Origin of the sequence: Actinomadura meridiana (assembly GCF_039537545.1) — a bacterium.
Classification (GTDB): domain Bacteria; phylum Actinomycetota; class Actinomycetes; order Streptosporangiales; family Streptosporangiaceae; genus Spirillospora; species Spirillospora meridiana.
In genome coordinates, this window is sequence record NZ_BAABAS010000005.1 from 529026 (window position 1) to 550647 (window position 21622).

The window sequence follows — 21622 nt, forward strand, 5'->3', positions numbered from 1 at the left end:
AAGTCGGATATCTTCCGGTCAGTGGGAACGTTCTGAAGGAACGCGCGTGCGTAACGTCGTGGTAACAGCGTCCGGGCATACTGCGACGTAGCGGCAGGGGAGTATCGAGGGAGAAGCCTGTGGACCGTCAGCAGGAGTTCGTGCTCCGCACGCTGGAGGAGCGCGACATCCGGTTCATCCGGTTGTGGTTCACCGACGTGGTCGGGTTCCTGAAGTCCGTGGCCGTCGCTCCCGCCGAGCTGGAGGGGGCCTTCGGCGAGGGCATCGGGTTCGACGGCTCGGCGATCGAGGGGTTCGCGCGGGTCTACGAGGCCGACATGATCGCCAAGCCGGACCCGTCCACCTTCCAGGTGCTGCCCTGGCGGTCGGAGTCGCCGGGCGTCGGCCGGATGTTCTGCGACATCCTCATGCCGGACGGCACGCCGAGCTTCGCCGACCCGCGTTACGTCCTCAAACGCGCCCTGGCCCGCGCCGCCGACCTCGGGTTCACGTTCTACACCCACCCCGAGATCGAGTTCTTCCTCCTCGCCGACAAGCCGGAGGACGGCCGCGAACCCGAACCGGCCGACGCGGGCGGCTACTTCGACCACACCCCGCACAGCGCGGCGCACGACTTCCGCCGCAACGCGATCCTCATGCTGGAGGCGATGGGCATCTCGGTGGAGTTCAGCCACCACGAGGGCGCCCCCGGCCAGCAGGAGATCGACCTTCGGTACGCCGACGCGCTCACCACCGCCGACAACATCATGACGTTCCGGCTGGTGATGAAGGAGGTCGCGCTGGAGCAGGGCGTGCACGCCTCCTTCATGCCGAAGCCGTTCACCGAGCATCCGGGCTCCGGCATGCACACCCACATGTCGCTGTTCGAGGGCGACCGCAACGCCTTCTACGAGCCGGGCGCCGAGTACAAGCTGTCCAAGGTCGGCCGGGCGTTCATCGCGGGGCTGCTGCGCCACACCGCGGAGATCACCGCCGTGTGCAACCAGTTCGTCAACTCCTACAAGCGGCTGTGGGGCAACGTCGGGTCCGCCGCCGGGGCCGGGGGAGAGGCGCCGTCCTACATCTGCTGGGGGCACAACAACCGGTCGGCGCTCGTCCGCGTCCCGATGTACAAGCCGCACAAGGGCCACTCGACCCGCATCGAGTTCCGGTCCCTGGACACGGCCGCGAACCCCTACCTGGCGTACGCGGCGATCCTCGGCGCCGGGCTGAAGGGCATCGAGGAGGGCTATGAGCTGCCGCCGGGCGCCGAGGACGACGTGTGGGCGCTCACCTCACCCGAACGGCGCGCCCTCGGCATCGAACCCCTCCCACAGGACCTGGACGAGGCGATCACCGCGATGGAGCGCAGCGAGCTGATGGCCGACATCCTCGGCGAGCACGTGTTCGACTTCTTCCTGCGTAACAAGCGGCAGGAATGGGAGGAGTACCGCCGTCAGGTGACCGAGTTCGAGCGGAAGCGCCTCCTGGCCGTCCTCTGATCCGAGCCGCCGATTACGGTTGACCCGTGGCCGAGTCTCGCACTCCCGAACGCCGGTCGTCCCTCACGGGGCGCCTGGCGCGGCTCGGCTTCACCGACGCGGCCCGCGCCGAGCGGCTCCTCCTGGACGAGGGGCAGGGCCTCGCCGACGATGTGCTCGACGTCCTGAGCGCCACCGCCGACCCTGACCTGGCCCTGGACGGCCTCGTCCGGCTGCTGGCGTCCGCCGACGAGCAGGGCGCCGGACGGGAGCTGCGCGAGGCCCTGGCCGACGAGCCCGGGACGCGGGAGCGGCTCGCCGCCGTCCTCGGGGTGAGCGACGCGCTCGGCGATCATCTCGTCCGGCATCCGGAGCACTGGCGGGTGCTGCGCGGCGGGGACGACGCGCCTCCCGGGAATCCCCGCGCTGACTTGTTGACCGCCGTGGGAGCCGACCCGTCCGCCGGGGAGCCGGTGGCGAGCGGGTCCTGCCATGACGCCCTTGTCGCGCTGCGCGTCGCGTACCGGCGGCGTGTCCTGGCCCTCGCCGGGCGCGACCTGACCGGCGAGGCGGACGTCGTCATGGTCGCCGCCGAGCTGGCCGACCTCGCCGCCGCCGCGCTGGAGGCGGGCCTCGCGATCGCCCGCGCCGAGGTCCCCGAGCACGGCCTGTGCCGCCTCGCCGTGATCGGCATGGGCAAGTGCGGCGGGCGCGAGCTGAACTACGTCAGCGACGTCGATGTGATCTTCGTGGCGGAGCCGCGCGAGGGCGAACCGGAGGAGGCCGCCCTGCGCGCCGCGACCCGGCTGGCGGCGGCGCTGGTGCGGTCCTGCTCGGCCAGCACGCAGGAGGGCGCGCTCTGGGAGGTGGACGCGGCCCTGCGCCCCGAGGGAAAGGCGGGCCCGCTGGTGCGGACCCTCGCCAGCCACCGCGCCTACTACGAGCGCTGGGCCAAGACCTGGGAGTTCCAGGCGCTGCTGAAGGCCCGTCCCGTCGCCGGGGACGCCGATCTCGGCGACCGCTACCTCGACATGATCACCCCGATCGTGTGGAAGGCGGCCGAGGGGGAGAGCTTCGTCGAGGACGTCCAGGCGATGCGGCGCCGCGTCGAGGCCGACCTGAACCAGCGCACCCCCGACTCCGAACGGCAGCTCAAGCTCGGCCCCGGCGGGCTGCGGGACGTCGAGTTCGCCGTGCAACTGCTCCAGCTCGTGCACGGCCGCGCCGACGAGACGCTCCGCGCCCGTGCCACCCTCGACGCCCTCACCGACCTTTCGCGAGGCGGCTATGTCGGACGTGACGACGCGGCGGCGCTGGCGGCGGCCTACCGATTCCTGCGGCGGGTGGAGCACCTCGTCCAACTGCATCGGCTGCGGCGGACCCATCTCGTCCCGGACGACGAGGCCGGGTTGCGCCGCCTCGGCCGCGCCCTCGGCCTGCGCGCCGACCCGGTGGCGGAGTTCACCGCGCTGTGGCGGCGACACGCGCGAGGCGTCCGCCGCCTGCACGAGAAGCTGTTCTACCGGCCGCTGCTGCTGGCGGTGGCGCGGCTCGCCGGGACGGAGGCGCGCCTCACCCCGGCGGCGGCCCGCGCCCGGCTGGAGGCCCTCGGCTACGCCGACCCGGCGGGCGCGCTCCGCCACATCGAGGCGCTCACCTCGGGCGTGTCGCGGCGCGCGGCGATCCAGCGGACGCTGCTGCCGGTCATGCTCGGCTGGTTCGCCGACGCGCCCGACCCGGACGCGGGCCTGCTCGGGTTCCGGAAGGTCAGCGACGCGCTCGGCGCCACCCCCTGGTACCTGCGGCTGCTGCGCGACGACGTGACCGTGGCCGAGCGGATGTCGTGGGTCCTCGGCTCCAGCCGCTACGCCACCGACCTGCTGCTGCGCGCCCCGGAGGCGGTCGCGATGCTCGGCAGCGACGCCGACCTCGTCCCGCGCCCGTTCGAGGTGCTGCGCGCGGAGGCCCTCGCCGCCGTCCGCCGCCACGGCGACGGGTCGGCCTCCGCCGAGGACGCGGTCGCGGTGGTGCGGGGCCTGCGCCGCCGGGAGCTGTTCCGGGCGGCGACCGCCGACCTGCTCGGCCGCACCGAGGTCGAGACGGTCGGCGAGACCCTCACCGGCATCGCCGCCGTCACCGTCGAGGCCGCGCTCCAGGCCGCCGTCAACAAGATCGAGACCGAGTCGGGGGAGCCGCTGCCGACCCGGTTCGCCGTGGTGGCCATGGGCCGGTTCGGCGGGCACGAACTCGGCTACGGCAGCGACGCCGACGTGATGTTCGTCCACGACCCGGACCCCGGCGCGGACGAGCGGGAAGCGGGCCGCGCCGCCCACGCCGTCGCCGAGGAGCTGCGCCGCCTGCTGGCGAGACCCGCGCCCGACCCGCCGCTGGAGATCGACCCGAACCTGCGCCCGGAGGGGCGGCGGGGGCCGCTGGTGCGGACGCTGGCGTCCTACGCCGCCTACTACGCCCGCTGGTCGGAGCCCTGGGAGGCGCAGGCGCTGCTGCGCGCCGACCCGCTGATCGGGGACGCCGGGCTGCGCGACCGGTTCCAAGCCCTGATCGACCCGGTCCGCTGGCCGGACGGCGGCATCGACGACGGCGCCGTCCGGCAGATCCGGCGGCTGAAGGCCCGGATGGAGTCGGAGCGGCTGCCGCGCGGCGCCGACCGGCGGCTGCACACCAAGCTCGGCCCCGGCGGTCTGGCGGACGTGGAGTGGGTGGCGCAGCTTCTCCAGCTCCAGCACGCGCACGAGATCCCCGGGCTGCGCACCACCCGCACGCTGGACGCGCTCGACGCGGCCGTCCAGGCCCGGTTGCTGGACGCCGAGGACGCCGCCGTCCTCGCCGAGGCGTGGTGCCTGGCGACCCGGATCCGCGGCGCGATCATGCTGGTGCGGGGCCGGGCGTCCGACCTGTTGCCCACCGACCACCACCGGGAGCGCAGCGCCATCGCCGTCGTCCTCGGCTACGCGGCGGCGGGCGACCTGCTGGAGGACTACCGCCGCCGCGCCCGCCGGGCCCGCGCCGTCGTCGACCGCGCCTTCTACGGCGCGGACCAGTGACGCGGCCCGACTACGGGCGGGTCAGTAGCGGGTGGCGCCTCCGGCGGCGGCGGAGTGCCGTCCGGCGGCGGTGCCCGGGCTCGTCGGTGTGCCGGTCTGGCGGGGACGGTGCACGACGCGGCCCATCACGGCGGCCCGCGCCATGACGACCCGTTCGGGATACTTGTAATAGAGCATCCACGACACCCAGAGCGCGCCGCCGATCAGCGACGTCCCGGCGACGGCGTCCAGCAGGTAGTGGTTGGCGGTCGCCAGGATCACGTAGATCGTCGTGAGCGGGTACAGGGCGCCGAGCGCCTTGGCCCACTTCTGGCTCGCCAGCTTGAAGAGGATGAGCCCGCACCACAGCGACCAGCCCGCGTGCATGGAAGGCATCGCCGCGTACTGGTTGGTGAGGGTGCCGGACGCGTCGCTGGCGTACAGGCCGAGGGAGTGCAGCGCGGTCACCGGGTCGACGAAGCCCTCGCTGTGCAGGAACCTCGGCGGCGCCAGCGGGTACAGCCAGAAGCCGAGCAGTGCGACGCCGGTGGCCATCATGATCGACGTGCGCAGGAACCGGTAGTGATGCGGCCGGTAGCGGTACACCCAGAGAACGACGCCCAACGTCACGATGAAATGCATCGTGGCGTAGAAGACGTTCGCCGTGCGTGCCAACCAGGGCACCGAGAGGAGGCTATGATTCAGGTCGAGCTCGACGTCGAGCCCGAGGGCGCGTTCGAAGCCCAGGATCTGGCCGGCGTGGGCGAACGCCGGACCCGTACCGTCCTGAACCAGGACGATCCGCGTCAGCGTATACCCGGTGTAGAAGAGCGCGACCAGAAGAAGCTCACGCCACACCGGAGGCGCGGTGAGCACCCGTCGCCGCCTCGTTGCGGCTGCTGCTTGGGGGGGCGGATGAGCCATGGTACCTATCTTTGCCGCACGGCCCCCTGATTGAGATCACCGCGACGAATGGTCTTCATCTCAGACTTGAGTAGTACGACCCCGAAGCGGTATCCGAACTTTCGGGGGAGGGGCGTCGGGGACGCCTGCCTCTCCGCCTCCCCCGATGGAGCCTATGGAGTTGATCAGGAGTCAGCATAGAAGCCCGCGGGTAGATCAGGATCGCCCCCCAGGACTCGAACGGGGGGACGAATGGCCCGCTCTTGGGCGATACCTGGCATTACGGCCGTCGGTGCCGCGGCTCTGGCCGCATCCGGCCTGAACTACGGCGGCGAAAACCTGCACGCCCGGCCCGCGGCTGTGACAAGTATACCCGCCACGACCGGCGCTAACGTGCCGCCGCCGACCTGGAAACGCTGCACCGGCCTCCCGGAGCCGCCGCCCGGCGTCGAGCCGCCAGCGACCGGGTTCCGCTGCGCGACGCTGCGGGTTCCGCTCGATCATTCCCGGCCGTCCGGCAAGAAGATCGGCATCGCGTTGATCAAGATTCCGGCCACCGGCCGGGGGCACCGCGTCGGCTCGCTGCTGTTCAACTTCGGCGGACCCGGCGGCGACGGCGTCGAGACGCTCGCCCGCGCCGCCGACCGGTACGAGGCCCTCGGCGCCCACTACGACCTGGTCGGCTTCGACCCGCGCGGCGTCGGCCGCAGCGCCCCGGTGACCTGCGTCGACGCCCGTCACATGGACGCGCTCGCCGCCTTGGACGACAGCCCCGACACCCCCGCCGAGGAGAAGGCGTACCTCGACGGCCGGGCCGCCTTCGCGAAGGGGTGCGCGGCCCGCTCCGGCGCGCTGCTGCCCCACGTCGGCACGCTGGACGCCGTCCAGGACGTCGACCTGATCCGCGCGGCCCTCGGCGACGAGAGGCTGCACTACTTCGGGATCTCCTACGGCACCTGGCTCGGCGCCGCCTACGCGCACCGGTACCCGGACCGCGTCGGACGGGCCGTCCTCGACGGCGCGGTCGACACCACGATCGGCGGCGCCGACCTCGCGCTCCAGCGGGCGGCGGCGTTCCAGCGCGCCCTCGGCGACTTCGGCGCGGCCTGCGCCCGGCTGGGCCGCGAGTCGTGCCCGCTGGGGAAGGAGGGCCCGTCCGTGGCCGCGTCCGTCGGCCGGATCCTGGCGGGGCTCGACCGCGACCCGCTGCCCACGTCCGGGGGACGAGACCTCACCCAGAGCCTCGGCACGACCGGCGTGGCCGCCGCGCTGTACTCCCGCGACGCCTGGCCGTACCTCGCGCAGGGCCTCGTCGACGCCGTCAAGCGACGCGACGGGTCGCTGCTGCTCATGCTCGCCGACGCCCAGAACGGCCGCGCCGAGGACGGCTCCTACAGCAGCCTCGCGGCCGCGAACACGGCGATCACCTGCGCGGACGGCACCGAACGTCCCACCCCGGCCGACGTCCGGCGGCTGCTGCCGGAGTTCCGGCGCGCCTCGCCCGCCTTCGGCACGTCCATGGCGTGGGGCCTGCTGCAATGCACCGGCTGGCCGGTGCCGGGCGACGACGCGGCCCGCGAGGTGTCGGCGCCGTCCGCCGCGCCGATGCTCGTGATCGGCAACACCGGCGACCCGGCGACGCCGTACCCGTGGGCGGCCGCGCTCACGAAGGCCCTCGGCGGACGGGCGACGCTCCTCACCCTTGAGGGGGAGGGCCACGGCGCCTACGACACCGGCGAGCCGTGCGTCCGCGCCGCCGTCAACGCCTACCTGCTCCGGGGAACCGTCCCGCCGTCCGGGACGACCTGCGGCCGTTGACGCAGGCCAGGCGGGGGCTCTCCCGGTTTTGGCAACTTTCACCCTTGATCCTTCTGCCGGTATGGACTGGTCTAGACCATTAGCCGGAGGAGGGAACCGTCATGAGCAGGAGCGGCCGAACCGCCGTGTCCATCGCCGCGATCGCGGCCCTGGGGCTGGCGCTGGCGCCACCGGCCCACGCGCGGGCCCCGCACGGACGCGGCGGCTGCGACCCCGACGCCCAGCTGGCCCAGATGACCGCCGCCGAGAAGGTCGGCCAGATGGTGATGGCGTCCACCGAGGCCGGTCCCGACGGGCTGCCGACCGAGAACGCCCGCCGCGCGATCCAGGACCTGAAGATCGGCTCCATCCTCACCTACGAGCCCGCCACGCCCGGCATCGCCGCCCGCTACGCCAACCGGATGCAGCGCTGGGCGCAGGACACCCGGCTCGGCCTGCCGCTGCTCGTCTCGGGCGACTTCGAGTTCGGCACGACCCACAACGTCCGCTTCGGCACGACGCCGCTGCCCAACGCGATGGGCCTCGGCGCCGCCCGCGACCCCAAACTGGCCCGGGAGGCCGCCGTGATCACCGCGGCGGAGGCCCGCGCGATGGGCTTCCAGTGGGCCTACACGCCGGTGTCCGACGTCAACACCAACCCCGCCAACCCGATCATCGGCGTCCGGTCGTTCGGCGAGCGCACCGACCTGGTCGCCGACCTCGTCGACACGCAGGTCCGCGCCTACGGGCGCGCGGGCGTGATCTCGACGCCCAAGCACTTCCCGGGCCACGGCGACACCAGCTTCGACAGCCATCTGGAGCTGCCGACCGTCACCTACGACCGCGCGACGCTGGAGAAGGTGCACCTGCCGCCGTTCAAACGCGCCATCGCGGCGGGCGCCGACTCGATCATGACGGCGCACGTCGTGGTCAAGGCCATCGACCCGGAGCTGCCCGCCACCCTGTCGCCCAAGGTCCTGACCGGCCTGCTCCGCGGGGACATGGGCTTCAAGGGCGTCATCGTCACCGACGCCATGGACATGGACGCCATCGACAAGCACTGGGGCACCCGCGAGGCCACCGTGATGGCGATCAACGCCGGGGCGGACATCGTCATGTCCACCGGCGACTACGCGACCCACGCCGAGGCGGTCGACGCGCTCGCCGACGCCCTGCGCGACGGGTCGCTCAGTGAGAAGCGGGTGGACGAGTCCGTCCGCCGCATCCTCGCCCTCAAGTGCAAGTACAAGGTGGCCGAGAACCGCTACGTCGACCCCGACAAGGCCGACGAGTTCTCCGGGAACCGGCACTCCCTGCGCCGCGCCCTCGACATGGGCGTCGCCGCCACCACCCTGGTGCGCAACGACGGCGGCGTCCTCCCGTTCGACCCGGACTCCGACGACCGCACGCTCGTCGCCGGGACCGTCCAGAACCAGGTGTTCGCGTCCGAGGTCGCCGACGTCGCACGCGGCCCCGTCGACACGTGGGAGTCCGCGACGACCGACCCGACCGACGCGGAGATCGCGGAGGCCGTCCGGCGCGCGAAGTCCGCCGACCGGATCCTGGTCGACACGTTCTCGGCGGGGGAGCTGCCCGCGGGCCAGGCGAAACTCGTCAAGGCGCTCCAGGCGACGGGCAAACCGGTGGCGGCCATCGCGACCGGACTGCCGTACGACCTCACGTCCTACCCCGACGTCAAGGCGTACATCGCGACCTACGGGACGACCGTCCGCACCCAGCGGGTCGACCTGACGATGCACAAGGCCGCCGCCCGCGTGGTCTTCGGTGAGCAGCCCGGCGGGCGCCTGCCCGTCACGATCAAGGGCCTCTACCCCTACGGTCACGGGCTGCACTACTGAAAGGCCCCGGGCCGGGTGCGCCGCCCCCCGATCGGCGCACCCGGCCCGGTCCCGTGGTGGGGGAGGAGAACCCCCACGAATCAGACGACCTGCTCGACCTTCATGGACTCCCTGAGCGCGTTGCCGACGGTGCAGTACTTCTCGTGCACCCGCTCGGCCACCGCCTTCAGGACGTCCCCGGCCTCGTCGTCGCCTTCGGGAAGTTCAACGTCGTAGGTGACCGTGATCGTGCCCAAAGTGCTCGTCGCGATCTTGTCGGCCTGAACCGTCGCGGCGAGCCGCGCCATCCGATGCCCGCGCTTCGCCGTCAACGGCTCGACCGTCACCAGCTCACAGCCGCCGAGCGCCGCCAGCAGAAGCTCGACCGGCGTGAAGACGCCCTCGGTGTCCCCGTCGCCGATGGCGACCGACGCGCCCCGGCCGTTGACGGCCCGGAACCCGTCCTCGGTGCGCTCCACCCTCACCTCGGCCATTGCCATCCCTCCGATCACCTGTGCTTCGCCCACGTGAACAGCGGACCCCGGCCGGTTCTTCCCGCTCAGGACGAAGCCAGGCGTTCCCGCTCCTCCTGGACGATCTGCCGAGCGAGGGCCTGCTCGGAGACGTCCACCGCGTCCGGGGTCTGCTCCGCCAGATCGCTGCGGCGCGCGTACTCGTCGAACAACTTCGCCTTGGCCTGGAGGATCTCCAGCATCCGCTCGTCCACACCGCCGGGCGTCAACAGCCGGTGCACCTGGACGGTCCGCACCTGCCCCATCCGATGCGCGCGGGCGATGGCCTGCGTCTCCATCGTCGGTTTCACCTGCGGCTCACAGATGATCACCACGGAGGCGGCCTGGAGGTTGAGCCCGACCCCGCCCGCCTGGATCTGTGCCAGCAGGACGGCGTGGCCCTGATCTTCGGCGAAGGCGTCCACCATCTCCTGCCTGCGCGCCGGAGGAACGTCACCGGAGATCGGCCCACGCACTTTCGGCAGAGCGTCTTTCACGGTGGCCAGAACGTCGCGGAAATAGGAGAAGACCACGACCTTCAACTCGTTCGCCTCGGCCTCTTCGACCAGTTCCCCCAGCCTGTCGAGCTTCGCCGACTTCTCTGGGACGGCGAACGCTGCTCGCCGCATGGCCATGAAGTTGCCCTCGTTCACCGCGGCCCGGTAGGCGACCTCATCCTCCGCGCTGAACTCCTCCAACTCGTCGACGTGCACGACCTCGGGCAACTCCACGAGCACGTCCTGCTGGTTCCGCCGCAGATACACCGGCGCGACCGCCGACCGGAACGCTCGCGCGCCCATCACCGCGTCCCTGGGCCGGACCTCCTTCGCCACTTCCGGCCGCAGATGCGCGACCAGGCTCCGGAACTCCTCAACCCGGTTCTCCATGGGCGTACCAGTCAGGAAAAGAACGTTCTTCGTCCGCTCGCACCAGTGGGCAACGGCCTGGGCCCGCCGCGTCTCGTGGTTCTTGGCGTAATGCGCCTCATCGACCACGAACATCCCGACATCGACATCCTTCGGCACGTCCAGCGAATGAAGCGTGGCCAGCGTCGTCACCGCGATCCCACCGTCCGCGACCCATTTCTCCAAAGCCGCGTCCCGCCCGGACCCATGCAACGGATGCGCGGCCAGAGCACACCGCGACTCGATCTCCCGCACCCAGTTGATCAGCACACTCGCCGGACACACCACCAGAAAGTGTGTCGCCCCTCGCGCCCGCAGATGCGCCATGGCCGCGATCGCCTGGACGGTCTTCCCCAACCCCATCTCGTCGCCCAGAATCACCCGCCGCTGAACAAGCGCGAAACGCGCGCCGAACGACTGATATCCGCGCAACGAAACCCGCCGATAAGCATCGTCCAAAGGTTGCGCTTTGACCCGCGCCGCCAGATCACCCGGCAGGAACCCCTCGGCGGCCTCCATATCGGGCTCCAGCGCCGCCAACTCGGCCAGCAGCGTCTGGTAGTCCGAGGCCCGCAACTCGAAGTCGATCCACGCCTCGTCCCCGGAAACCTCGGGCCGCAGCAAATCAACCGACGCCTGCGACATCAACAGCAACGTCCCCCGCGCTTCCTCACCCCGCAGCATCTGCTCCAGCTCGCCAACCGCCTCCCGCGCCCGCTCCTTTCGCGCGGCCCGCGCGAAAATCCTCCGCCACCACGACCCCGCCACCCGCGCGTCCCGCACCAACGGCCCGAACAGCCGCTCCACCTCTCCAGCCGCGGCCCGCGCCCGAGGCAGCTCGGGCCCCGCCTCCACCAGCCGATGCAACGCCACCACCAGCGGCGTCGTCACCTCGTCCCGCCGCTCAAGATCGATCCGCACACTGGCGGTCTTCTCCGCCGCCTCCGCCAACGACTCCGCCGCCGCATGGAGCTGCTGCGCCGTCTGCGGCCCAACCCCCGGAATCAACTGCAACCGATACGGCGTCGCCTCAAGCACATCCCCGACAGTCTCGAACCCGGCGTCCTCCAACGGCCCAAGCCGCAACCGCCCGTCGGTGACGTCCTTCAATCTCGCGATCGGAATCCCCCGAAGCTGCTCCCTAGCAGCCTCCCCCCGCAACGGCGCCAACGCCCCATGCACCCCGGCCACAGCCTGCCGATGATCGCCCAAAAGCCCCCGCGCGGCCCCCACCAACGACCGAGCGCCCCGCAACACACCCCTGACGTCGTCCGACATCCCACTCCTAACCACAAACCCCGCCACATGATGCCAGCGCCCCCACCTGGTTCGCGATAGCTCGATTTGGACGACGGCGACCGGACGGTAACCGCGGCGATGCGGGACCGATGTTCGCGCCCAGGTGTGCTTGCCGACCGTGACGGACCAACATGGTGTCCGCTGGGGGACGAGCTGTGCCCTCATTTCTGAATCACCAGGAAATGGTGACGGCGCACCTCCGATGGTGCAGGCCGAGACTATTCTGAATTACTTTCGGCGAGAATTAGTGAATCTGACTGGCGTATGAGCCGGGTTTCCAGGTGGCTCGCGTGACCTGAGCATTTCGGATTCTCGATCGCTCGCCGTGCCTTCGGTTCTGCCAAGGAGGCGGTCCTTCGCACGCCACCGCGCGGCCCAGCGTGCTCCCGCCATTGACCGCTTGGTGCCGAACCCTCGGCCCGCACGGGCCTCACAAGGCGGTCGGGCCGGTCGCCGAGCGTCTCTCCCCGCCCGTCTTCTCGGCTGGCTCGGGGGTCATTTTGGGGTGCGAGTTTATGCAGCTCAGCGGAATATTCCGTCAGTTTTTGCGGGTCCTCGCCCTTCTGCTCATCAGTAACTCAAGGTGTTGGACGCTGTGGAGATGTATGACCGTTGGAGCCTTCAAACTCTGGCCGACGAGGTGAAAATGTGATCTACATCACAACATTTTCGCTCTTGACGGTCTTCTGTAGGCGGTTGAAGATCAGTCCGTTCGCTTCACCCCATCCGCAGTTGCGGTGTGGCAGCTTTTGCCACCCGCGCTCCCGGCTGTGCTCGCATGAGAGGTGCAGTCGGTGCGTGCCATTAACGGGCGACGTTTTGAGCCTGCGCGTAAACTGATCAGCTTTCTTATTGCATGTGTTCTCGCGGTTGCGCTCATCGTCGTGTTGAAGGCTCTGGCCGTGCTCGATCCGGGCGGTGACAGGGCGGCGCCGGTGCAGCGGTGGGGCACCGCCGCCGGTCGGTCGCATGTCGCCGACTCGGGGTCCACGCGGGCGCGGCCGGGCCCGGTGCCGAACGGAACCGGCGGCTCCGGTGGTGGCAAGTCTCAGGCCAAGCCGGTCGTCGGACCGATGGCGGCTCCGAAGAGGCCGAAGGGGGCGCTGGGGCCCGAGCGTCGCTATCAGGATCCGAAGCTGCCACAGAGCGTGAACCCGACGGCGGCCGACCCGAAGGTCCTGGACGCACAACCCGTGGACAAGCCAGGTTTTGATCCCAAGACCAGCCGGGAGCTTCCGCAGAAGCGTTCCGCGCGGGTTCGGGTCTTCGCCAATCAGGACGGGACTGAGACCAAACGGATCTACGCCGAGCCGGTGAACTACCAGCGGCGAGACGGGACGTGGGCGCCGATCGACACCACGTTGGCCCCGGCCGCCGGGACTCCGACGGTGAAGACGGCGAAGGACGGATGGGCGCCGCGGGCGGCCCAGGACGCTCCATGGTTCGCGAAATCGGCGAACGCCGAGTCCGTGGTGCGCCTGGACCTGGACCCGAACACGGGTCTGGGATTCGGGATCGCCGCGGCCGCACCGAGCGAGGGACAGATCCAGGGCGGTCAGGTGACGTACCCGGACGTGCGGCCGTCCAGCGATGTGCGCTTCACCGCGCGCAACGGGGGAGCCAAAGAGGAGATCGTCCTCAAAGACGCCTCGGCGCCGACCGAGTGGGTTTTCCCGTTGCGGCTCAAAGGATTGGCCGGACGCATGGGCCCGGGTGGTTCGGTGGAGTTCGTCGACTCGTCAGGGACGGTGAAGGTTCGTTTCCCCGCGGGGTACATGGTCGATTCCAAGATTGGTGAGCATTCTGGCGAAGGCGTCCGGTCCGATGGCGTCACCTACGAGCTGATCACGCTGAACGGGCAGCCCGTATTGCGGATGCGGCTGGACCAGGGCTGGCTGAAGGACCCGGACAGGGTTTTCCCTGTGACCGTTGACCCGACCAGTGAGATCGTGACCGGGAATTTCGCCACGTCTGGCGATACGTACGTGATGTACCCGTACGACAACAACAACAGCGGCGAAAATGAGCTGAAGGCCGGCACCTATGATGGCGGCGATCATATCGCCCGCTCGTTCCTGAGGTTCACGAACGTTTCGTCCGAACTTCAGAACCAGTACATCCTGGGCGCGAATCTGGGGCTGTTCAACAACTGGTCGTACTCATGCCAGGCCGCACCGGTGACCATCTGGCAGATCACTCAGAGTTGGGCAGCGAGTACGACGACCAAGTGGCCGGGGCCGTCCTACAAGTCGCCGAGCCTCGCTGCCAAAAGTTTCGCACATGGATGGCGGCCGTCCGGTACGTCCTCCTGGAGTTGCAAGCCGGCCTGGGAGTCGATCCCTTTGGGCACCAATGGCCGGAACCTTGTTCAGGGATGGGTGCACGGAACCATCCCGAACTACGGTCTGCTGATCGGTGAGGGATCCAAGACCGACAATCGGCGGTGGAAGAAGTTCACGTCCCGGCAGAGCGATGGTGGGGCGCCCTACCTACAGGTTTCCTACACCAAGTACGGCGCCAAATACGCTCCGGCGACCACCTGGACGACACCGGTCTATGCCGACCAGGACGGCTCGATCAAAGTCACGGTCACCAACCTGGGGGCGGAGACCTGGACGTCCACCAATGGTTACAAGCTCGGGTACCGGCTCTACGACGCCGACAAGCATCTGGTCACCGACGGCACGGTGAAAACCGCGATGCCCGGCAGCGTGGCACCGAATCATTCAGCGACGGTGACCGCGAAGGTGGGCAAGGTGCCCGCGGGCAAGTACGTCCTGAACTGGGACATGTACGCGCCCAACGGCACCCGGTTCTCCGCGTCCGGCGTGCCGGCGCTGCCGATGACTCTCACCGTCGCCAACACCCCGCCAGTGATCACCAATGTGTCGCCGGGGTCGGGGTACGCGTCCCCGACCCTGACCCCGCAACTGTCGCTGACCAGTTACGACCCGGACGCCTCGGCACTGTCCTACACGTTCAAGATCTGTGAAGGTACGCCGGACGCGCCGACCACCGTCTGCGCCTCTTCCCCCTCCTTGACCAAGGGTTACTGGACGCCGCCGACGGGCCAACTGAAGTGGAACCAGGACTACGTGTGGACCGCCACCGTCACCGACGGGACGACCCCGAACACGCTGCCTCCGGTCCATCTGGTGACCCGGGTCCCCCAGCCGGAGATCACCGCTCACCTCGCCGCCGACCAGGAGGGTAAGGACTTCGATCCTCAGGTCGGCAACTACACCACCAACGCCGTGGACGCGGCCGTCAACACCGCCGGGCCGGGGCTGGTGGTGAGTCGCACCTACAACAGCCTTGACCCGCGCACGGATCTGGCGTTCGGCGCCGGCTGGGCCACCCGGTTCGACATGCGGGTCGTCCCGGACAACGACGGTTCAGGCAATGTGGTCGTCACCTTGGCCGACGGCCGGGAACTACGTTTCGGGCGCAACCCCGACGGCACGTTCGGCCCGCCGTTGGGCAAACCCGCCACCCTCCAGCCGGTTGGCGGCGGCTGGGCGTTGCGCGACGACACGGGCACCCGTTACGACTTCCGCGCCGACGGACGCCTGGTCAAGACAACCGACGTGCTCGGCCAGAGCCAGATCCTGGCCTACGATGCCGGCGGTCATCTGGCGACGGCCACCAGCGAGGTTTCCCAGCGGACTCTCACGTTCACCTGGCAGGGCGCCCACGTCGCCACCGTCAGTACCAGCCCGGTCGCCGGGACGGCGCTGACCTGGTCCTACACCTATGACGGCGACCGTCTCACCAAGGTCTGCGCCCCACAGAACGCCTGTACCCAGTACGACTACGGCCAGGGTTCCCACTACCGCGCCGCCGTACTGGACTCCGGCCCCCGCTCCTACTACCGGTTCGGTGACGAATCCGGTACTGACGCGACCAGCGAGGTCGACGTCAACCTCGGAAACGACCACGGCACCTATTCCGGGGTGAGCCTGCAAGCCGACGGCGCGTTGCCCGGCACGACGAACAAGTCCGCCGGCTTCGACGGAACGACCTCGATGGTGCGGCTGCCCGACCGGCTGATCCAGGACCAGAACTACCTGACCGTGGAACTCTGGTTCAAGACGACCGGTGCCGGTCCGCTGGTGGCCTACCAAGGCATGGAGTTCGGCGGAAGCAGCAGCGGTAACCACCACGTCCCCGCCCTGTACGTCGGTGCGGACGGCAAGCTGCGTGGGCAGTTCTGGAACGGAGCTGTCGCCCCGATGACCGCTCCGGCGGCCGTCAACGATGGCGGCTGGCATCATGCCGCCCTGACCGGCGCCGGCAACACCCAGTCGCTCTATCTGGACGGCGCCAAGGTCGCCACCCTCTCCGGGCAGATCGACCAGCTCGACATGAAGTACACCTATGTCGGGGCCGCGCACCTCGAAGGCTGGCCCAGCCAACCCGGGGACTTCTTCGCCGGCTCCATCGACGAGGTCGCCGTCTATCAGACACCGCTGGGACTCCCCGCCGTCCAGGCGCACAACGCGCTCGGACGCCAGTCGTCCGCCGAGTTGACGAAGACCACGCTGCCCAGCGGCAACGCCTACGCCGAGGCAGCCTACGACGACAGCGAGGATCGGCTCAGCCAGTACACCGATGTCGACGGCGGCCAATGGCGGCTCGGCGCGCCCACGACGTCCGGCACGGGTGACCAGATCGTCCGGGAGGTGACCGTCGACGGGCCGCACGCCCAGTCGCTCCACTACCGGTACGACCCGGCGCACGCCGGACGCCTGATCTCCTTCCAGCGCGGTGACGCTCCCGAGGTCACCAACGAGTACGACGCCGGCGGGTTCCTGGCCAAGACGGTCGACGAGAACGGACACACCACCCAGCAAACCCACGACGCCAGGGGGAACGTCCTCAGCCGCGTCACCTGCCGAATCGGTACCACGTGTCAGGCCAGCTATTACGCCTACTACCTCAACCAGGCCGATCCGCTGGACCCGCGCAACGACCAGATGACCAGTTCCCGCGACCCGCGCTCGTCCTCACCCACCGACACCACGTACCAGACCACCTATACCTACAATCCGGCCGGGCAAATGACCAGCGAGACTGCGCCCGCCACCGCCGCCGCGCCCAACGGCCGCACGACCCAGTACGTCTACACCTCCGGTGGCGAACCCGCCGACGACTCCGGCACCTTGCCCGCCGGTCTGCTCGCCTCGACGACCACCCCCGGTGGCAAGACGACTCACCACACGTACTACGCCAACGGAGACCTGGCGCAGACCACCGAACCTGCCGGCCGCAAGCTCCGCTTCACCTACGACGGCATCGGGCGCGTCCTCACTCGTACCGAGATCACCGCCACCTACTCGGCCGGACTGACGACCACCTTCACCTACGACGGTCGTTCCAACCCGCTCACCGTCACCGCCCCCGGCGTCCTGGACCAACTCAGCGGAACGACCCACACGGCCAAGACCACCTACACCTATGACCCTGACGCCCACGTCACCGCCACCAAGATCGAAGATCTCACCGGCGGTGACGCTCCCAGGACGACCACCTACGACTATGACGACCATGGTCGTCTGACCACCACCACGGACCCCGCCGGTGGCGAGAGCTCCTATGACTACGACGAGCGCGGCAACCGCACCCGGGTCACCGACGCCGCCGGCACCGTCCGCGCCTACACCTACAACGACCTCGGTCAGGTCACCACCGTCACCGCCATCGGCTTCAAACCCGACCCCACCAGCGAGGACGAGGCCCAGGACCTGGTCACCGACTCCTACGCCTACGACCCGGCGGGACGGCAGGCCAGCCACACCGACGCCATGGGGCGCACGGAGCGCTACACCTACTACGACGATGGCCTGCTCGCCACGCACGTCCGCCAGACCGCGACCGGTGACTTCATCGACGCCCAGTACGCCTACGACGCCGCAGGCAACCTCGCCCAGGAGATCACCGGAAACGGGTTCACCCGCACCGACTACACACTCGACGCCGCCGACCAGGTCACCAGTCAGACGCTTGTTCCCGGAGGTCTGGACCGAACCCTCACCCGAGCGTTCGACGCCGACGGCAACCTCACCCGGACCACCACCACCGGAGGGTGGGACCAGGGTGTCGAGCGCACCGCCGTCTACACCTACGACAACGCCGGGCAGCTCACCAGCGAGACGCTCAGCGGCGACGGCGCCGCCCGCACCACCCGGATCACGGTCGACCAGCGTGGTCTCACCACCCGGCTCACCGACCCCCGAGGCGCCGTCGACGGCGCGGACCCGGCCGCCTACAGCACGGACTTCACCTACGACGAGGCCGGAAACCTGACGCTGACCACCTCCCCGCCGACCTCCACGGAGACGGGCGGCGGCCCCGCGGCCACAACTCGAACGACCACCAGGCAGAGCTACAACACCTTCGGAGAGGTCACCGCCGTCCAGGACGGCAACGGCAACATCGTTCGCTCGACCCGCGACGGCCTCGGCCAGGTCACGCGGATCACCTCCCCGCCCTACACGCAGCCGACCGGCGGGACGATCAACGCGGTCACCAAGTACGAGTACGACCCCATCGGCCAACTCACCAAGGTCACCGACCCCAAGGACGGCGAGACCGGCTACCTCTACAACGGTCTCGGGCAGATGGTGCGCCGCACCGACCCCCACCGGGCAGACCAAACGACTCCGACATGGCTGTACACCTACTCGCCCACTGGTGAGCAGTTGTCGGAGACCAGCCCGGTCGGCGCGCAGAACCAGGCCACCTACAACGACCTGGGACAGCAGATCACCGCGACCGAGGTGGCCCGCACCGGCAGCGGCGACCGCTTCTTCACCACCAGACTCGATTACGACACCGCCGGAAACCTGAGCAAGACCACCTCGCCGGGCGGCGTCGTGGAAACCTACAGCTACAACCACGCCAACGAGCTCGTCTCCCATGCCGACACCGACGGCAACACCTGGACCATCGGCTACGAGCGCAACGGACTGGTCAACCGCGTCGGCAAACCGACCGGCGAATACTCCACCTACACCTACGACGCCACCGGCGCCCTGACGCAGTCCGTCGGCCGGGACAAGGACACCGGCAACCCGCTCAACCGCCTCACCTACACCTACGACCTGACCGGTAACAAAACCAGCGTCACCGACTTCCGCGACTACACCACCAAGTTCGCCTACGACGCGCTGAACCGACTGGTCCGCCAGGACGAACCCCGCTACAACGACCAGACGATCCCCACCACCTTCGGCTACGACCCGGCGGGTAACCAGACACGCCTCACCGACGGCCGCAACAACTCCACCAACTACACCTACAACTCGTGGAACCTGCCCGAGTCGGTCATCGAGCCCGCCACCGCTTCGACACCGGACGCGGCGAACCGCACCTACACCACCACCTACGACGCTGCCGGACTACCCGTCCGCCAGGCCGATCCAGGCGGCGTCGTCCGCACCCGCGCCTACGACCCGCTCGGACACCTCACCGACGAGACCGGCACCGGCGCCGGAACCGACACGCCCGAACGCCGCTTCGCCTACGACGCCGCCGGGCGAATGACCGCGGCCGCCCTGGGCAGCGCCGAGAACCTCTTCACCTACGACGACCGTGACCTGCTCACCTCCACTGCGGGCCCGTCCGGGGACGCCACCTTCACCTACGACGACGACGGAAACCTCGCCACCCGCGCCGACCAGGCCGGGACCACCGCCTACGGCTACAACGCCCGCGGGCTGCTCGCCAGCGTCACCGACCCCGCGACCGGACGCGCCGTCACCTACGGCTACGACACCGACGACCGCCTCACCACAACCCGGTACGGCACCGGTGGCCCAGTCCGCACCTATGGCTACAACCAACTGGACCAACTCACCACCGACACACTCACTGCAAGCACCGGAACCACGCTGGCTACCAATACCTACGCCTACAACGGCGCTGGCCAGCTCAAAACCAAGGCTACGACCGGCTACGCAGGCCCGAGCGACACCACGTACCTGTTCGATCCCGCTGGGCGTTTGCAAACTGTCACCGAGGACGGCACCGCTACCAGCTACAAGTACGACCTGGCAGGCAACCTCACCCAAAAGGGCGCCACCACCTACACCTACGACGAACGCAACCGGCTCACCAGCGACGGCACCAGCACCTACACCTACACCCCACGCGGCACCCTGAACACCAAGACGACCGGCGGCACGACTGACACCTGGAAGTTCGACGCCTTCGACCACCTCACCGAGACCGCCGGCACCACCTACAGCTACGACGCCCTCGACCGCCTCATCCAGCGCGGCGATACACACCTCACCTACAGCGGCGTCGGCAACGAACTGGTCGCCGACGGCACCGCCACCTACACCCGCGGCCCCGACGGCGGCCTCATCGCCGCCACGCAGGGCGGCACCGCCACGGCGATCCTGACCAACCAACACGACGACGTGATCGCCACCCTCAACCTCGCCACCGACAGCAACCTCGCCGCCACCCGTGCCTACGACGCCACCGGCACTGTCACCTCCACCACCGGAACCCAACCCACCCTCGGGTACCAGAGCGGCTGGACCGACCCGGCGACCGGCGACACCAACATGCACGCCCGCTGGTACAACCCCGCCACCGCCGGCTTCCGCAGCCGAGACGACATCGCCTTCAGTCCCACACCCGTCTCCGTAGCGGCCAACCGCTACAGCTACGCCAACGCTGACCCGATCGACCTGACCGACCCCACCGGCCACAGCCCCTGCTGGGTACTGGCCAGCACCTCCGCGAAAGGCTGCAAGGACACCGACCAGGACTCCATCGGCCGACCGCCGAGCAAGGACCACCACCCCCGACCAGGGCCAGGCGGTGGAGGTGGCCGCGGCGGCTCAGGGGGCGGAGGTGGCTCACGAGGTGGAGGAGGCGGTTACCGGCCGCCCGCGAGCTCCGCCCCGCGCCCGCGGCCCAAGCCCGCGCCGCCCCAGGACCCGTGGAAGAACGGAAACCCGCCAGTACCCCCACGCCCGCCTAAGCGTCCCGTGGTCAAGCCTCCCAAGGACATTGAGGATCCGGGGAAGGTGCCACCCGGCACTCCCAACATCACGCCGCTGCCACCGGCCCCGGTACGCCCCTTCGTCCCTCAGCCAGTTCGCTTCAAAGGTGACCCACCACCCCTGCCTAATTGCACTGGACAATGCGCGGAGGATGACCGAAACAAGTGGAGCTCCAATCCTAGAGAAGCTGGAAAACCCTGGCGGGACAATTCACCTCGCCACGACCGAGCCCGAGACGCCGCCGCTGGTGTAATTGGAATGCAGGAATACGCTCGAACAGGTGACCTGTCCGCCATTGGCAGAGTCCAAGTCGAATGCGAAACCGACGTCCCTAGTCGAGGAGCAAAGCCCTCTAAGACTGGTGATGGTAGGGTGGACATCTGCTATCGCGACGGCGATACCCTCTATCTCTGGGAGGTCAAGTCCAGCGGAGTGGCGGGAACAGGAAAAGCAGAGCTGAAGGATTATATATGGCGCTTTCAGCATGACCCACGTTATGCGGGGTTGAAAATCAAGGCAGGCTTCGACATGGAAGGGCCGGGATTCGGTTATGTTACCCAGACCGGCGAGGTAGTGGCGGCCACATCCTATCCGCCAGACCCCGGCATCATCACCTATGACTCTCGCAAGCCCCCGAAGTTGCCGCCGATTAGTCCGGCCCCAGAAGGGCGAAGAGGGACCAACTTCGGAAGATTCAAAGACTGGCTTGATCGCAGGGTGGCTCCGTACATACAGCCTCCTACATTGCCAGTAATACCTGCACCTGGAAGTCCGGGCTATACTTGGTAGCAGTGAGATTCCGGCGCCGGTGACCTCGTTCACCCCGGGATTCAGAGTGCCCCTG

At 69.2% G+C, this 21622-nt stretch carries 8 protein-coding genes; 5 read left to right on the forward strand and 3 right to left on the reverse strand.

All coding sequences use genetic code 11. The features are described from left to right. Positions 1–119 precede the first annotated feature (119 nt). Positions 120–1481, forward strand: coding sequence for a type I glutamate--ammonia ligase (gene glnA, locus ABD808_RS11755; RefSeq protein ID WP_344894366.1), 1362 nt, complete (start codon positions 120–122; stop codon positions 1479–1481). A gap of 26 nt (positions 1482–1507) precedes the next feature. After that, positions 1508–4525 (forward strand): bifunctional [glutamine synthetase] adenylyltransferase/[glutamine synthetase]-adenylyl-L-tyrosine phosphorylase, encoded by a 3018-nt coding sequence (locus ABD808_RS11760; RefSeq protein WP_344894370.1) that lies wholly within the window; start codon positions 1508–1510, stop codon positions 4523–4525. A 21-nt stretch (positions 4526–4546) separates the two neighbouring features. On the opposite strand, the gene ABD808_RS11765 is transcribed toward ABD808_RS11760, so the two are convergent. Further along, positions 4547–5380: a phosphatase PAP2 family protein gene (locus tag ABD808_RS11765; protein ID WP_344894373.1), complete on the reverse strand. Its 834-nt coding sequence runs from the start codon at positions 5378–5380 to the stop codon at positions 4547–4549. A 420-nt stretch (positions 5381–5800) separates the two neighbouring features. Here ABD808_RS11765 and ABD808_RS11770 point away from each other — a divergent pair, with 420 nt between their 5' ends. Beyond that, positions 5801–7225: an alpha/beta hydrolase gene (locus ABD808_RS11770; protein ID WP_344894376.1), complete on the forward strand. Its 1425-nt coding sequence runs from the start codon at positions 5801–5803 to the stop codon at positions 7223–7225. Positions 7226–7326: 101 nt separating this feature from the next. Further along, positions 7327–9063: a glycoside hydrolase family 3 protein gene (locus ABD808_RS11775; RefSeq protein ID WP_344894379.1), complete on the forward strand. Its 1737-nt coding sequence runs from the start codon at positions 7327–7329 to the stop codon at positions 9061–9063. A gap of 80 nt (positions 9064–9143) precedes the next feature. Here the strand turns inward: ABD808_RS11775 and ABD808_RS11780 are convergent, their stop codons facing one another. Both ABD808_RS11780 and ABD808_RS11785 read right to left on the reverse strand, forming a co-directional pair. Next, positions 9144–9536, reverse strand: coding sequence for an OsmC family protein (locus ABD808_RS11780; RefSeq protein ID WP_344894382.1), 393 nt, complete (start codon positions 9534–9536; stop codon positions 9144–9146). Positions 9537–9601: 65 nt separating this feature from the next. Beyond that, positions 9602–11569, reverse strand: a complete 1968-nt coding sequence (locus ABD808_RS11785) for a DEAD/DEAH box helicase (RefSeq protein ID WP_344894385.1) — start codon at positions 11567–11569, stop codon at positions 9602–9604. Between the two features lie 1073 nt (positions 11570–12642). Here ABD808_RS11785 and ABD808_RS11790 point away from each other — a divergent pair. Next, positions 12643–21567, forward strand: a complete 8925-nt coding sequence (locus tag ABD808_RS11790; RefSeq protein ID WP_344894388.1) for a DNRLRE domain-containing protein — start codon at positions 12643–12645, stop codon at positions 21565–21567. The last annotated feature ends 55 nt before the right edge of the window (positions 21568–21622 follow it).

Coding starts and splice junctions, on each gene's coding strand:
- ABD808_RS11775 (WP_344894379.1), top strand. CDS start 7,327: ATGAGCAGGAGCGGCCGAACCGCCGTGTCCATCGCCGCGATCGCGGCC.
- ABD808_RS11780 (WP_344894382.1), bottom strand. CDS start 9,536: ATGGCCGAGGTGAGGGTGGAGCGCACCGAGGACGGGTTCCGGGCCGTC.